General features: G+C 60.5%; 13 protein-coding genes. All 13 read left to right on the forward strand.

Features of this window, described 5'->3' with window-relative positions; all coding sequences use genetic code 11:
- Positions 1-7 precede the first annotated feature (7 nt).
- Positions 8-304, forward strand: coding sequence for a hypothetical protein (locus tag J2Y86_RS25910; RefSeq protein ID WP_017337176.1), 297 nt, complete (start codon positions 8-10; stop codon positions 302-304).
- Between the two features lie 173 nt (positions 305-477).
- The gene (locus J2Y86_RS25915; RefSeq protein WP_008044600.1) at positions 478-1,953 is read left to right on the forward strand and encodes a sigma-54 dependent transcriptional regulator; all 1,476 of its coding nucleotides are present in this window, start codon (positions 478-480) and stop codon (positions 1,951-1,953) included.
- A 110-nt stretch (positions 1,954-2,063) separates the two neighbouring features.
- Complete coding sequence (locus tag J2Y86_RS25920) at positions 2,064-3,287, forward strand: sensor histidine kinase (RefSeq protein ID WP_253438239.1); 1,224 nt, start codon at positions 2,064-2,066, stop codon at positions 3,285-3,287.
- A 5-nt stretch (positions 3,288-3,292) separates the two neighbouring features.
- Positions 3,293-4,672 (forward strand): sigma-54-dependent transcriptional regulator, encoded by a 1,380-nt coding sequence (locus J2Y86_RS25925; protein ID WP_253438241.1) that lies wholly within the window; start codon positions 3,293-3,295, stop codon positions 4,670-4,672.
- 129 nt (positions 4,673-4,801) lie between these two features.
- Positions 4,802-5,131 (forward strand): flagellar hook-basal body complex protein FliE, encoded by a 330-nt coding sequence (fliE, locus tag J2Y86_RS25930; RefSeq protein ID WP_017337179.1) that lies wholly within the window; start codon positions 4,802-4,804, stop codon positions 5,129-5,131.
- A gap of 15 nt (positions 5,132-5,146) precedes the next feature.
- Positions 5,147-6,931: a flagellar basal-body MS-ring/collar protein FliF gene (gene fliF, locus J2Y86_RS25935; protein ID WP_017337180.1), complete on the forward strand. Its 1,785-nt coding sequence runs from the start codon at positions 5,147-5,149 to the stop codon at positions 6,929-6,931.
- Positions 6,924-7,943 (forward strand): flagellar motor switch protein FliG, encoded by a 1,020-nt coding sequence (gene fliG, locus J2Y86_RS25940; RefSeq protein ID WP_003184041.1) that lies wholly within the window; start codon positions 6,924-6,926, stop codon positions 7,941-7,943. Before fliF ends, fliG begins: the two co-directional genes overlap by 8 nt.
- Positions 7,944-7,950: 7 nt before the next feature.
- A complete protein-coding gene (fliH, locus tag J2Y86_RS25945) occupies positions 7,951-8,757 on the forward strand; it encodes a flagellar assembly protein FliH (RefSeq protein ID WP_253438244.1) in 807 nt (268 codons plus the stop codon).
- The gene (gene fliI, locus J2Y86_RS25950) at positions 8,747-10,105 is read left to right on the forward strand and encodes a flagellar protein export ATPase FliI (protein ID WP_253438247.1); all 1,359 of its coding nucleotides are present in this window, start codon (positions 8,747-8,749) and stop codon (positions 10,103-10,105) included. Before fliH ends, fliI begins: the two co-directional genes overlap by 11 nt.
- Positions 10,106-10,111: 6 nt before the next feature.
- A complete protein-coding gene (gene fliJ, locus J2Y86_RS25955; RefSeq protein WP_253438250.1) occupies positions 10,112-10,561 on the forward strand; it encodes a flagellar export protein FliJ in 450 nt (149 codons plus the stop codon).
- Between the two features lie 214 nt (positions 10,562-10,775).
- Positions 10,776-11,081 carry an STAS domain-containing protein gene (locus J2Y86_RS25960; RefSeq protein ID WP_253438253.1) on the forward strand — a complete coding sequence of 102 codons (306 nt, stop codon included), beginning with the start codon at positions 10,776-10,778 and terminating at the stop codon, positions 11,079-11,081.
- A 5-nt stretch (positions 11,082-11,086) separates the two neighbouring features.
- Positions 11,087-12,793: an ATP-binding SpoIIE family protein phosphatase gene (locus J2Y86_RS25965; RefSeq protein WP_253438256.1), complete on the forward strand. Its 1,707-nt coding sequence runs from the start codon at positions 11,087-11,089 to the stop codon at positions 12,791-12,793.
- Between the two features lie 30 nt (positions 12,794-12,823).
- Complete coding sequence (locus J2Y86_RS25970; RefSeq protein WP_253438258.1) at positions 12,824-13,192, forward strand: Hpt domain-containing protein; 369 nt, start codon at positions 12,824-12,826, stop codon at positions 13,190-13,192.
- Positions 13,193-13,251 lie beyond the last annotated feature (59 nt).

A 13,251-nucleotide genomic window follows, 5' to 3' on the forward strand; every position in this document is an offset into this window, starting at 1 on the left:
GATCACCATGAGTCTTGTATTGCAGCGAATCGAAGAAACCCGTGAAGGCCTGGTCGGTGCTTTGGCTGAGCGAAACTGGGAAGCCATTGGTGAGTTGGACCTGGCTTGCCGTTCCTGCATGGAAGACGTCTTGAGTGAAGCTTCGGTGGACGAGGCTGCGTTGCGCGACAATCTTGAGGAGTTGCTGGGGGTCTATAAACAGCTTCTTGAGGCGGCGACAGGGGAAAGACAAGCAATAGTCGATGAGATGTCGCAGATCCATCAAGCACAGAACGCAGCAAAGGTTTACCATCTGTTTGGTTAATTAACCCTCAGTTAATCCAGACCGGGTGCGCCATAAATTTGACTGTGCACGGTTTTTTGACTTAACTAGTGGCTGGTTGCAGATTTCAGGCGTCTACAGGCATAACGTGTCTGCAAGCGTCTAGCTTGCCCCCTCATTTCGGGCATTGAGTTGACTAGGGAAGTTGCTATTGCATGTGGCGTGAAACCAAAATTCTGCTGATTGATGACGATAGCGTCCGCCGCCGCGATTTGGCGGTGATTTTAAATTTTCTTGGCGAAGAAAATTTACCCTGCGGTAGCCATGACTGGCAGCAGGCTGTCGGCTCTTTGTCATCAAGTCGTGAAGTGATCTGTGTCCTCATCGGGACGGTCAATGCTCCTGGCGCACTTCCGGGCTTGTTAAAGACACTCTCTACCTGGGATGAGTTCCTTCCGGTTTTGTTAATGGGCGATAATTCTTCCGTTGACTTACCTGAAGACCAGCGTCGCCGAGTGCTTTCGACCCTCGAAATGCCGCCCAGCTACAGCAAACTCCTCGATTCGCTGCACCGTGCCCAGGTCTATCGCGAGATGTATGACCAGGCTCGCGAGCGCGGTCGTCACCGTGAGCCCAATCTTTTCCGCAGTCTTGTCGGCACCAGCCGGGCGATTCAACACGTCCGTCAGATGATGCAGCAAGTCGCCGACACCGACGCCAGCGTGCTGATCCTCGGCGAGTCCGGCACCGGCAAGGAAGTGGTCGCGCGTAACCTGCACTATCACTCCAAGCGTCGTGATGCGCCGTTCGTTCCGGTCAACTGCGGGGCGATCCCGGCCGAGTTGCTGGAAAGCGAACTGTTTGGTCACGAGAAGGGTGCCTTCACGGGGGCAATCACCAGCCGCGCCGGGCGTTTTGAGCTGGCCAACGGCGGCACGCTGTTCCTCGATGAAATCGGCGACATGCCGCTGCCCATGCAGGTCAAGTTGCTGCGCGTGTTGCAGGAACGCACCTTTGAGCGCGTGGGCAGCAACAAGACCCAGAGCGTCGATGTGCGCATCATCGCAGCGACCCACAAGAATCTCGAAAGCATGATCGAGATCGGCACCTTCCGCGAAGATCTCTACTATCGCCTGAACGTGTTCCCGATCGAGATGGCGCCGCTGCGCGAGCGCGTCGAAGACATTCCGTTGCTGATGAACGAACTGATCTCGCGCATGGAGCACGAGAAGCGTGGTTCGATCCGTTTCAACTCCGCGGCGATCATGTCGCTGTGCCGTCACGGCTGGCCGGGCAACGTCCGCGAGCTGGCGAACCTGGTGGAGCGCATGGCGATCATGCACCCGTACGGGGTCATCGGCGTCGTCGAGCTGCCGAAGAAATTCCGCTACGTCGATGACGAAGACGAGCAGCTTGTCGACAGCCTGCGTAGTGATCTGGAAGAACGCGTGGCCATCAATGGTCATACGCCGGACTTTACCGCCAACGCCATGCTGCCGCCCGAAGGCCTGGATCTGAAAGACTACCTCGGTGGTCTGGAACAGGGGCTGATCCAGCAGGCGCTGGATGATGCCAATGGCATCGTGGCGCGCGCCGCCGAGCGACTGCGGATTCGCCGCACCACGCTGGTGGAGAAGATGCGCAAGTACGGCATGAGCCGTCGCGACGGTGATGAACAGGCGGATGATTGACGCCTGTTTTTCAAGCCGTTCATTTATAGGCAGTTTTTTTTAGGCACGGGTATTGCTACGTCCCTCGCAACGTTCCGTTTAACTGACGGTCAGCCACGCGAGAGAGCACGATGCCCCACGCCGCCCAGATATCTCCTGTCCCTGACGCTTCGGGGCACCCGTCGTCCGTAGAGCAGGCGAGCCGGCTTGGCCTCGAGCAGGCGTTCGCGCTGTTCAATCAGATGTCGAGCCAGTTGACCGATTCCTACAGCATGCTTGAAGCCCGGGTCACCGAGCTCAAGGGCGAGTTGGCGGTGGTCAGCGCTCAGCGCATGCAGGAGCTGGCGGAAAAAGAACGCCTGGCGAACCGCCTGCAAAACCTCCTTGATCTATTGCCTGGCGGCGTCATCGTCATTGACGCCCAAGGCATCGTGCGCGAAGCCAACCCCGCTGCCTGTGAATTGCTCGGTCTGCCCCTCGAAGGCGAGCTGTGGCGTCATGTGATTGCCCGCTGCTTCGCGCCACGTGAAGACGACGGCCATGAAATCTCGCTCAAGGACGGTCGGCGCCTGTCGATCGCCACTCGCTCGCTGGATGCCGAGCCCGGCCAGTTGGTGCTGCTCAACGACCTGACCGAAACCCGACATCTGCAAGATCAACTGGCTCGCCATGAACGCTTGTCGTCCCTCGGCCGCATGGTTGCATCGCTGGCTCATCAAATCCGCACGCCCTTGTCCGCCGCGTTGCTCTACGCCAGTCATTTGACCGAGCAAGAGCTGCCGGTGGCCACGCAGCAGCGTTTCGCCGGGCGGCTGAAAGAGCGTTTGCATGAGCTGGAACATCAAGTGCGCGACATGTTGGTGTTCGCGCGCGGCGAGCTGCCGCTGACCGATCGCCTCACGCCGAAGATGCTGATGCAGGCCTTGCAGTCGGCCGCATTGACCCACGTGCAGGACTTGCCGATTCGCTGGCAGTGCGACAGCCGCGCGGGAGAATTGCTGTGCAATCGCGACACTCTGGTCGGAGCGATTTTGAACCTTATCGAGAACGCCATTCAGGCCAGTGCTGGCGGCGTCCGTTTGAAAGTTCATCTCTACAGCCGTGACAACAACCTGCGGGTATCGGTCAGCGACAGCGGCAGCGGTATCGATACGAAAGTGCTGGCGCGTCTCGGTGAGCCGTTCTTTACCACCAAAACCACCGGAACCGGCCTCGGTCTGACCGTGGTCAAGGCGGTGGCGCGTGCTCATCAGGGAGAATTGCAGCTGCGTTCTCGTCTCGGGCGCGGCACTCGTGCGCAGGTGATTCTGCCGCTTTTTTTTGATGAGAAGCGTAGCGCTCAGGGAGCGGAGTGAAGGACATGGCAATCAAGGTTTTACTGGTCGAGGATGACCGCGCGTTGCGCGAGGCACTGGCGGATACGCTGCTGCTCGCGGGGCACGACTACAAGGCGGTCGGTTCGGCGGAGGAGGCGCTTGAAGCGGTTGGTGCCGAGCCGTTCAACCTGGTGCTCAGCGACGTCAACATGCCGGGCATGGACGGCCATCAACTGCTCGCCTTGTTGCGGGCTCGTCAGCCGCAATTGCCCGTCTTGCTGATGACGGCTCACGGCGCCGTGGAGCGCGCGGTCGATGCGATGCGCCAGGGGGCCGTGGATTATCTGGTCAAGCCGTTCGAGCCCAAGGCGCTGCTTGACCTGGTGGCGCGTCATGCGCTGGGCAGTCTGGGCATCACCGACAGTGAAGGGCCTGTAGCGTTTGAGCCGGCCAGTGCGCAATTGCTCGAATTGGCTGCGCGGGTAGCGCGTAGCGATTCCACGGTATTGATCTCCGGCGAGTCCGGGACCGGTAAGGAAGTGCTGGCGCGCTACATCCATCAGCACTCGAATCGCGCCAGTCAGCCATTCATTGCGATCAACTGCGCGGCGATTCCCGACAACATGCTCGAAGCGACGCTGTTCGGTCACGAGAAGGGTTCGTTCACCGGCGCCATCGCGGCGCAGGCCGGCAAGTTCGAGCAGGCCGACGGCGGCACCATCCTGCTGGATGAAATTTCCGAAATGCCCCTCGGCCTTCAGGCCAAGTTGCTGCGTGTGCTGCAGGAACGTGAAGTCGAGCGGGTTGGCGCGCGCAAGCCAATCACCTTGGACATTCGAGTCGTCGCGACCACCAACCGTGACCTGGCCGGGGAAGTCGCAGCGGGACGTTTTCGCGAGGACCTCTACTATCGCCTGTCGGTATTTCCGCTGGCCTGGCGTCCGTTGCGCGAGCGCACCGCCGATATCCTGCCGCTGGCCGAGCGCCTGCTGGCCAAGCACGTCAATAAAATGAAGCATGCCGCGGCGAGGCTGTCGCCCGAGGCGCAGGCGTGCCTGATCGGGTATCCGTGGCCGGGCAATGTGCGAGAGCTGGATAACGCGATTCAGCGAGCGTTGATCCTGCAGCAGGGCGGTTTGATCCAGCCTCAGGATTTCTGCCTCGCCGGGCCGGTGGCCTGTGCGCCGTTGCCGGCACTGGCGCCGGTGCGAGCGGTAGAGGTCGAGGCCGAATCGGCGGGGGCGCTGGGGGACGATCTGCGTCGCCGCGAATTCCAGATGATTATCGACACACTGCGCTCCGAGCGTGGACGTCGCAAGGAAGCGGCCGAGCGCCTGGGTATCAGTCCGCGCACCTTGCGCTACAAACTGGCGCAGATGCGCGACGCCGGAATGGATGTGGAAGCTTATTTGTTCGCCACCTGATTCGTTGGCAAGGCAAAGCCTGGAAGGCTTTTGTTTGGAGCGGCCACGGAGCTGGCACCCTTGTTGCTAACACCTCACTACCCGCCGAGTGAGTGTCAAAAAATTGCGGGTCGCCAATGAGAGTAGACCATGAGCCAAGGTATTGAATTTAATCGATTGATGCTGGATATGCGCTCCATGCAAATGGATGCCATGTCTGCGCCGAAATCGACTGCCGCCGTCCCTGAACTGAGTGGCAGCAGCTTTTCCGACATGCTCGGTCAGGCCGTCAATAAAGTGAACGATACACAGCAGGCGTCCAGCCAGTTGGCCAATGCCTTCGAGATCGGCAAAAGCGGCGTGGACCTCACCGACGTGATGATTTCCTCGCAGAAGGCCAGCGTGTCTTTCCAGGCGTTGACCCAAGTGCGTAACAAGCTGGTTCAGGCTTACCAAGACATCATGCAGATGCCGGTTTAAGGACGAGATTGAGTCATGGCAGAAGCAGTCGCCGATAATGTTCCGGCCAAGGCCACTCCGATAGACGGCAAACCGCCGCTGTTCGGCTTGTCCTTCCTGGAAAACCTCTCCGAGATGACCATGTTGCGTCAGGTGGGCCTGTTGGTCGGCCTGGCTGCGAGCGTGGCGATTGGCTTCGCCGTGGTGTTGTGGTCCCAGCAGCCGGACTACCGGCCTCTGTACGGCAGCCTTGCCGGTATGGACGCCAAGCAAGTCATGGATACCCTGGCTTCCGCTGACATTCCCTACACCGTCGAACCGAATTCCGGTGCCTTGCTGGTCAAGGCCGATGATCTGTCCCGTGCGCGACTCAAGCTCGCGGGCGCTGGTGTCACTCCCAGCGATGGCAACATCGGTTTCGAGATCCTCGACAAGGACCAGGGCCTCGGCACCAGCCAGTTCATGGAAGCGACCCGTTATCGTCGCGGCCTCGAAGGTGAACTGGCCCGGACCATTTCCAGCCTGAACAACGTCAAGGGTGCCCGCGTGCACCTGGCGATTCCGAAGAGTTCGGTGTTCGTGCGCGATGAGCGCAAGCCAAGCGCCTCGGTTCTGGTCGAGCTGTATTCCGGTCGCTCGCTGGAGCCGGGTCAGGTGCTGGCGATCATCAACCTGGTCGCGACCAGCGTGCCTGAACTCAGCAAGTCGCAGATCACCGTCGTCGATCAGAAGGGCAATCTGCTCTCGGATCAGGCGGAGAACTCCGAACTGACCATGGCCGGCAAGCAATTCGATTACAGCCGTCGCATGGAAAGCATGCTCACCCAGCGTGTGCATAACATCCTGCAGCCAGTGCTGGGCAACGACCGCTATAAAGCCGAAGTTTCCGCCGACGTGGACTTCAGTGCCGTCGAGTCGACCTCCGAGCAGTTCAATCCAGACCAGCCAGCGCTGCGCAGCGAGCAGTCGGTCAACGAACAACGTACTGCCAGCAATGGTCCGCAAGGCGTTCCGGGTGCCCTGAGCAACCAGCCGCCGTCGCCTGCTTCGGCACCGCAAACCACCGGTGGCGCCACCGCGCAGGCCGGCATGGTGCAGCCAGGCCAGCCACTGCTGGACGCCAACGGTCAGCAGATCATGGACCCGGCCACCGGCCAGCCGATGCTGGCGCCGTACCCGGCGGACAAGCGTCAACAATCCACCAAGAACTTCGAACTTGACCGTTCCATCAGTCACACCAAGCAGCAGCAGGGCCGGTTGAATCGCCTGTCGGTGTCGGTGGTGGTGGACGATCAGGTCAAGATCAACGCCGCCAACGGTGAAACCACCCGTGCGCCGTGGAGCGCCGATGAACTTGCGCGCTTCACCCGTCTGGTGCAGGACGCCGTCGGCTTCGACGCCAGCCGTGGCGACAGCGTCAGCGTGATCAACATGCCGTTCTCCGCCGAGCGCGGAGAAGTGATTGCCGATATTCCGTTCTACTCCCAGCCATGGTTCTGGGACATCGTCAAACAAGTGCTGGGTGTGTTGTTCATCCTGATACTGGTGTTCGGCGTGCTGCGTCCGGTGCTCAACAACATCACCAACGGCGGCAAAGGCAAACAACTGGGTCTGGGCAGCGACGTCGAACTCGGTGGCATGGGCGGTCTGGACGGCGAACTGGCCAACGATCGCGTCAGCCTCGGTGGCCCGACCAGCATCCTGCTGCCGAGCCCGAGCGAAGGCTATGACGCACAGTTGAACGCAATCAAGAGTCTGGTGGCAGAAGATCCGGGTCGTGTGGCCCAGGTCGTGAAAGAGTGGATTAACGCAGATGAGTGATAACCGAGCCGCTGTCGCCAAACTGTCCCGGGTTGATAAAGCCGCGATCCTGCTGCTGTCCCTGGGGTCTACCGATGCCGCGCAAGTGCTGCGCCACATGGGGCCCAAAGAGGTCCAGCGTGTGGGTGTGGCCATGGCGCAGATGGGTAACGTGCATCGCGAGCAGGTCGAACAGGTGATGAGCGAGTTCGTCGACATCGTCGGCGACCAGACCAGTCTGGGCGTCGGCTCCGACGACTACGTGCGCAAAATGCTCACCCAGGCCCTGGGCGAAGACAAGGCCAACGGCCTGATCGACCGCATCCTGCTCGGCGGCAACACCAGTGGCCTCGACAGCCTGAAGTGGATGGAGCCGCGCGCCGTCGCCGATGTGATCCGTTACGAGCACCCGCAGATCCAGGCGATCGTCGTGGCGTATCTCGACCCGGACCAGGCCGGCGAAGTGCTGGGCAACTTCGACCACAAGGTGCGTCTGGACATCATTCTGCGGGTCTCCTCGCTGAACACCGTGCAGCCAGCGGCCCTGAAAGAACTCAACCAGATTCTCGAGAAGCAGTTCTCCGGCAACTCGAATGCCTCGCGCACCACCCTGGGTGGCATCAAGCGTGCGGCCGACATCATGAACTTCCTCGACAGCTCGATCGAAGGTCAGCTGATGGACTCGATCCGCGAAGTCGACGAAGACCTGTCCGGTCAGATCGAAGACCTCATGTTCGTGTTCAACAACCTGTCCGATGTCGACGATCGCGGGATTCAGGCGTTGCTGCGCGAAGTGTCCTCCGATGTGCTGGTTCTTGCCCTCAAGGGCTCGGACGAAGGCGTCAAGGAAAAGATCTTCAAGAACATGTCCAAACGGGCGGCCGAACTGTTGCGCGACGACCTCGAGGCCAAAGGCCCGGTGCGCGTCAGCGACGTGGAAACTGCACAGAAAGAAATCCTCACCATTGCTCGCCGTATGGCCGAAGCCGGAGAAATCGTTCTCGGCGGGAAGGGCGGCGAAGAGATGATCTAAGGTCACTATGTCGTCCAAACATGATGAGTCCCAGACCGACCTGATCCGTGCCAAGGATGTCGGTGGTTTCGATGTCTGGTCGCTGCCCAGTTTCGACCCGCATGTCCCGGAGCCCGAGCCAGAACCTGAGCCCGAGCCGCCGGAAATGGAAGAAGTGCCGCTGGAAGAAGTCCAGCCACTGACCCTCGAAGAACTTGAAAGCATCCGTCAGGAGGCCTACAACGAAGGCTTCGCGACGGGCGAGAAAGAAGGATTTCACAGCACCACGCTCAAGGTTCGTCAGGAAGCCGAGGCGGTCCTTGCGCCGAAAGTCGCGGCACTTGAGCAACTGATGGCCAACCTGTTCGAGCCTATCGCCGAGCAGGATACGCAAATCGAAAAGTCCTTGGTCGACCTCGTGCAGCACATCACCAAACAGGTGATTCAGCGCGAGCTGGCCATCGATTCGACGCAAATCGAACACGTCATGCGCGACGCCCTCAAGCTGTTGCCGCTGGGCGTGGGCAATGTGCGGCTGTACATCAATCCGCAGGATTTCGAACAGGTCAAAGCCCTGCGCGAACGCCATGAAGAAACCTGGCGCATCGTCGAGGACGAAGCATTGTTGCCTGGCGGTTGCCGGGTCGAGACTGAGCACAGTCGCATCGACGCCACGGTTGAAACCCGGATCACCAGAGTCATGGACAAGCTGTTCGATCAGTTGCACGAACAGGCCTTGCACCCGGCCGCGCCGGACCTGAGCCTGGAACTGCCGATCGACGACAAGCCTGCCGTCGAGGCCGAAGCCGAACCGGAAGAACCCGATGCGCCTTGACCGCACCAGCTTCGCCAAACGCCTGGGTGGTTACACCGAGGCCACGGAGCTGGCTGGCGCGCCGATCCTTGAAGGCCGCTTGCTGCGCATGGTCGGCCTGACCCTCGAAGCCGAAGGCTTGCGCGCTGCCATGGGCAGTCGCTGCATGGTGATCAACGACGACAGTTACCACCCGGTGCAGGTCGAAGCCGAAGTCATGGGTTTCTCCGGCAGCAAAGTCTTCCTGATGCCGGTCGGCAGCGTTGCCGGCATCGCGCCGGGCGCCCGTGTGGTGCCGATGGCTGACACCGGTCGCTTGCCGATGGGCATGAGCATGCTCGGGCGGGTGCTGGATGGCGCCGGTCGTGCGCTGGACGGCAAGGGCGGGATGAAGGCTGAAGACTGGGTGCCGATGGACGGCCCGACCATCAACCCGCTCAAGCGTCACCCGATCAGCGAGCCGCTGGACGTAGGCATTCGTTCCATCAATGGTTTGTTGACGGTCGGGCGTGGGCAGCGGCTCGGGCTGTTCGCCGGTACCGGCGTCGGCAAGAGTGTGCTGCTGGGCATGATGACCCGCTTCACCGAGGCCGACATTATCGTTGTCGGGCTGATCGGTGAGCGGGGTCGCGAAGTCAAGGAATTCATCGAGCACATCCTCGGTGAAGAAGGCCTCAAGCGTTCGGTGGTCGTGGCGTCCCCGGCGGACGATGCGCCCCTGATGCGTCTGCGCGCTGCGATGTATTGCACGCGGATTGCCGAATATTTCCGCGACAAGGGCAAGAACGTCTTGTTGCTGATGGACTCCCTGACCCGTTTCGCCCAGGCCCAGCGGGAAATCGCCCTGGCCATCGGCGAACCGCCCGCGACCAAGGGTTACCCACCGTCGGTGTTCGCCAAACTGCCGAAACTGGTGGAGCGGGCCGGTAACGCCGAGAAGGGTGGCGGTTCGATCACGGCGTTCTACACCGTACTGTCCGAAGGTGATGACCAGCAGGATCCGATCGCCGATGCGGCGCGGGGTGTGCTCGACGGGCACATTGTGCTGTCCCGGCGTCTGGCCGAGGAAGGGCATTACCCGGCCATCGATATCGAAGCGTCCATCAGCCGGGTCATGCCGTCGGTGGTATCGCCGGAGCACATGGCCCGCGCCCAGTACTTCAAGCAATTGTGGTCGCGCTATCAACAGAGCCGCGACCTGATCAGCGTGGGCGCCTACGTCGCCGGCGGTGACCGGGAAACCGACCTGGCGATTGCCCTGCAGCCGCAGCTGGTCAAATACCTGCGTCAAGGGCTTAACGACAACATCAGCCTGGGCGAAAGCGAATCCTACCTCGGGTCGATCTTCGCGCCTGCGGCTGGCGGTTAATCGATCATGGCCCAGAGTCGGGCAGGGCGGCTGGCACCGGTGGTCGAAATGGCCGAGAAGGCCGAGAAGACTGCCGTACAGCGTTTGGGTCACTTTCAAGGCCAGGTTCGCCTGGCTGAAAGCAAGCTCGCTGACCTTGAAGCCTTTCGCCTCGATTATCAGGAACAGTGGATCATTCGCGGCAGCAGCGGCGTTTCGGGCCAATGGTTGCTGGGGTATCAGGGTTTCCTTGCGCAACTGGGCGTCGCCATCGATCAGCAGCGGCAAAGCCTGGCGTGGCACCAGAACAACCTGAACAAGGCGCGGGAAACCTGGCAGCAGGCGTTTGCCAGGGTCGAGGGCCTGCGCAAGCTGGTCCAGCGCTACGCGGATGAGGCGCGGCAGCTGGAAGACAAGCGCGAACAGAAGCTGCTGGATGAGTTGTCCCAGCGGTTGCCGCGTGAAAGTCCGTATTGAGCCAGTGAAACCGCGTTATCGTTCTTCGCGGGCAAGCCTCGCTCCTACAGGTTTTGTGTCGTCCTCCGATTAGAGAACGACACAAAACCTGAAGGAGCGAGGCTTGCCCGCGAAGGCGTCCTTCAATATTCCACAAATTTCCAGCCTTGCCCCCATCCCCGCCAAGTGCTAAACCTTGTACACGTACGTTCGCCAATGACAAGGAAGCCGTTCAATGTCAGTCGTTACAGAAGTCTCCCAGGATGGACAAAAGCTGACGATATCGGTCAAAGGACGATTCGATTTCGCCAAGCATCAGGAATTTCGTGAATCCTACGAAAACCTTCAGCCAAAACCCGAGTCCTTCGAAGTAAACCTGAAGGACGCCACTTACCTCGACAGTTCAGCGCTCGGGATGTTGTTGCTGCTGCGTGATCACGCCGGTGGCGAGAACGCCGAGATCACGTTGAGCCACGCCAACGCCGATGTGCGCAAGATTCTCGCCATCTCCAACTTCGAACAGATCTTCGACGTGGCGTGACGGCCATGCAATCGTTGTTCGAACCGCTGACGATCCTGATCGCTGAAGACAGCGCGGCCGATCGCATGCTGCTGTCGAGCATTGTCCGCCGTCAGGGTCATCAAGTGCTGACGGCGGCCAATGGCGCCGAAGCGGTCGAAGCGTTTCGCCAGCAACGACCGCAACTGGTCCTGATGGACGCCATGATGCCGGTGATGGACGGTTTCGAGGCGGCGCGGCAGATCAAGGCGCTGGCCGGGGAAACCCTGGTGCCGATCATCTTTCTGACCTCGCTGACCGAAAGCGAGGCGCTGGCCCGCTGTCTTGAGGCCGGCGGCGACGACTTTCTGGCAAAGCCCTACAACCAGGTGATCCTCGCCGCCAAAATCAAGGCGATGGACCGCTTGCGGCGTTTGCAGGCCACCGTGCTGGAACAGCGTGATCAGATTGCGAGGCACCACGATTACCTGCTCAACGAACAGCGTGTGGCCAAGGCCGTCTTTGACAAGGTCGCCCATTCCGGCTGCCTGAACGCCCCCAATATCCGTTACCTGCAATCGCCCTATGCGCTGTTCAACGGCGACCTGTTGCTGGCGGCCTTCACCCCGGCCGGCGACATGCACGTGCTGCTCGGCGATTTCACCGGCCATGGTTTGCCGGCCGCCGTCGGGGCCATGCCGTTGGCTGAAGTGTTCTACGGCATGACCGCCAAGGGCTACGGCCTGTCGGAAACGTTGCGCGAGATGAACGCCAAGCTCAAGCGCATCCTGCCGGTGGACATGTTCTGTTGTGCAACGATGCTGTGCCTGAGTTTTCAGCGGCGCTCGGTGGAAGTCTGGAACGGTGGCATGCCGGACGGATATCTGCACAGCATCGCCAGCGGTGAGCGCACGCCACTTAAGGCTCGGCATTTGCCGCTCGGCGTGCTGAGTCCGCAGACCTTCGATGACCGTACCGAAGTGTTTCCGATGGCCGTCGGCGATCGGGTGTTCCTGTTGTCCGACGGGGTCATTGACACCTGTGACGCCAATGATCAGTTGTTTGGTGTCGAGCGATTGCAGCAGGTGTTTGCGGCCAACCGTCAGCCTGACCATCTTTTCGAAGACATTGAGCAGGCGCTGCGGGATTTTCGCGGTGAGGCCCGCGACGATGTCAGCATGGTCGAAGTCAGCCTGCTCGAAGCCGCGCAGCTGAATCCACCGGCCCTGGTCTATTCCGACAGCGGCCAGTCCTGTCCGCTGGACTGGTCGGTGAGTTTCGAGTTCCGTGCTGCGACCCTGAAACGCTTCAATCCGCTGCCGTATCTTCTGCAGTTGCTGCTGGAGGTCCATGGTTTGCGCGCGCAGAGCGGGGCGCTCTACAGTGTGCTGGCGGAGCTGTATTCCAATGCGCTGGAGCACGGCGTGCTGGGTCTGGATTCGAGCCTCAAGCGCGATGCTTCGGGCTTTGCCCGCTATTATCAGCAGCGCAATGCGCGTCTGGATGCACTGCAAGATGGCTATGTGCGAATGCATTTGCAGGTCGCGCCAAAGGATGACGGCGGTTGCCTGACCATTCAGGTCGAAGACAGTGGCAAAGGTTTTGATGTCGAGCGAGTGATGGCGCGCCCCATTGATGGCATCCGTCTGTCGGGACGTGGTGTCAGTCTGATCCGCCAGTTGAGCCGCAACGCCAGCTGGTCCGACGAAGGTCGAAGTGCCCGCGTGGAGTTTTTCTGGGAGGCTCTGGCATAATCCGCGCATTCTTGATCAAGGAGTGAGCAAGTGGCTGACACACATCTGGACCGCGACGTGCTGAGCGCGTTGCAAGAGGTCATGGAGGAGGAGTATCCGATGTTGCTGGATACTTTTCTCGCCGATTCCGCAGAGCGCTTGAATCTGTTGCACAAGGCTGGCGATGCCGAGACGCTCGGTGCCACGGCGCACAGTTTCAAGGGCAGTTGCAGCAACATGGGCGCCATGCGCCTGGCAGAGCTGTGCCACGATCTTGAGCAGCGCAGCAAGCAGAAATCTCTGGAAGGCATCGAGAAACTGGTCGGGGAAATCGACGGCGAATTCGCCATTATCCGTCCCCTCTATGAAGCAGAGCGCCAGCGTTCTCTCGCTGACAGCGCGACCGTCCGGCGCTTTTAGCGCCCTTTGAGAAAAACTGGCGCAACCCTTGCAGGTATCACCGCAACTGTACCTACGAT

The sequence above is a fragment of the Pseudomonas migulae genome (genome assembly GCF_024169315.1).
Lineage (GTDB): Bacteria > Pseudomonadota > Gammaproteobacteria > Pseudomonadales > Pseudomonadaceae > Aquipseudomonas > Aquipseudomonas migulae_B.

Excerpts from the sequence above, each read along its gene's own strand:
- J2Y86_RS25910 (WP_017337176.1), top strand. The coding sequence starts at position 8 with ATGAGTCTTGTATTGCAGCGAATCGAAGAAACCCGTGAAGGCCTGGTC.
- J2Y86_RS25915 (WP_008044600.1), top strand. The coding sequence starts at position 478 with ATGTGGCGTGAAACCAAAATTCTGCTGATTGATGACGATAGCGTCCGC.
- J2Y86_RS25920 (WP_253438239.1), top strand. The coding sequence starts at position 2,064 with ATGCCCCACGCCGCCCAGATATCTCCTGTCCCTGACGCTTCGGGGCAC.
- J2Y86_RS25925 (WP_253438241.1), top strand. The coding sequence starts at position 3,293 with ATGGCAATCAAGGTTTTACTGGTCGAGGATGACCGCGCGTTGCGCGAG.
- fliE (WP_017337179.1), top strand. The coding sequence starts at position 4,802 with ATGAGCCAAGGTATTGAATTTAATCGATTGATGCTGGATATGCGCTCC.
- fliF (WP_017337180.1), top strand. The coding sequence starts at position 5,147 with ATGGCAGAAGCAGTCGCCGATAATGTTCCGGCCAAGGCCACTCCGATA.
- fliG (WP_003184041.1), top strand. The coding sequence starts at position 6,924 with ATGAGTGATAACCGAGCCGCTGTCGCCAAACTGTCCCGGGTTGATAAA.
- fliH (WP_253438244.1), top strand. The coding sequence starts at position 7,951 with ATGTCGTCCAAACATGATGAGTCCCAGACCGACCTGATCCGTGCCAAG.
- fliI (WP_253438247.1), top strand. The coding sequence starts at position 8,747 with ATGCGCCTTGACCGCACCAGCTTCGCCAAACGCCTGGGTGGTTACACC.
- fliJ (WP_253438250.1), top strand. The coding sequence starts at position 10,112 with ATGGCCCAGAGTCGGGCAGGGCGGCTGGCACCGGTGGTCGAAATGGCC.
- J2Y86_RS25960 (WP_253438253.1), top strand. The coding sequence starts at position 10,776 with ATGTCAGTCGTTACAGAAGTCTCCCAGGATGGACAAAAGCTGACGATA.
- J2Y86_RS25965 (WP_253438256.1), top strand. The coding sequence starts at position 11,087 with ATGCAATCGTTGTTCGAACCGCTGACGATCCTGATCGCTGAAGACAGC.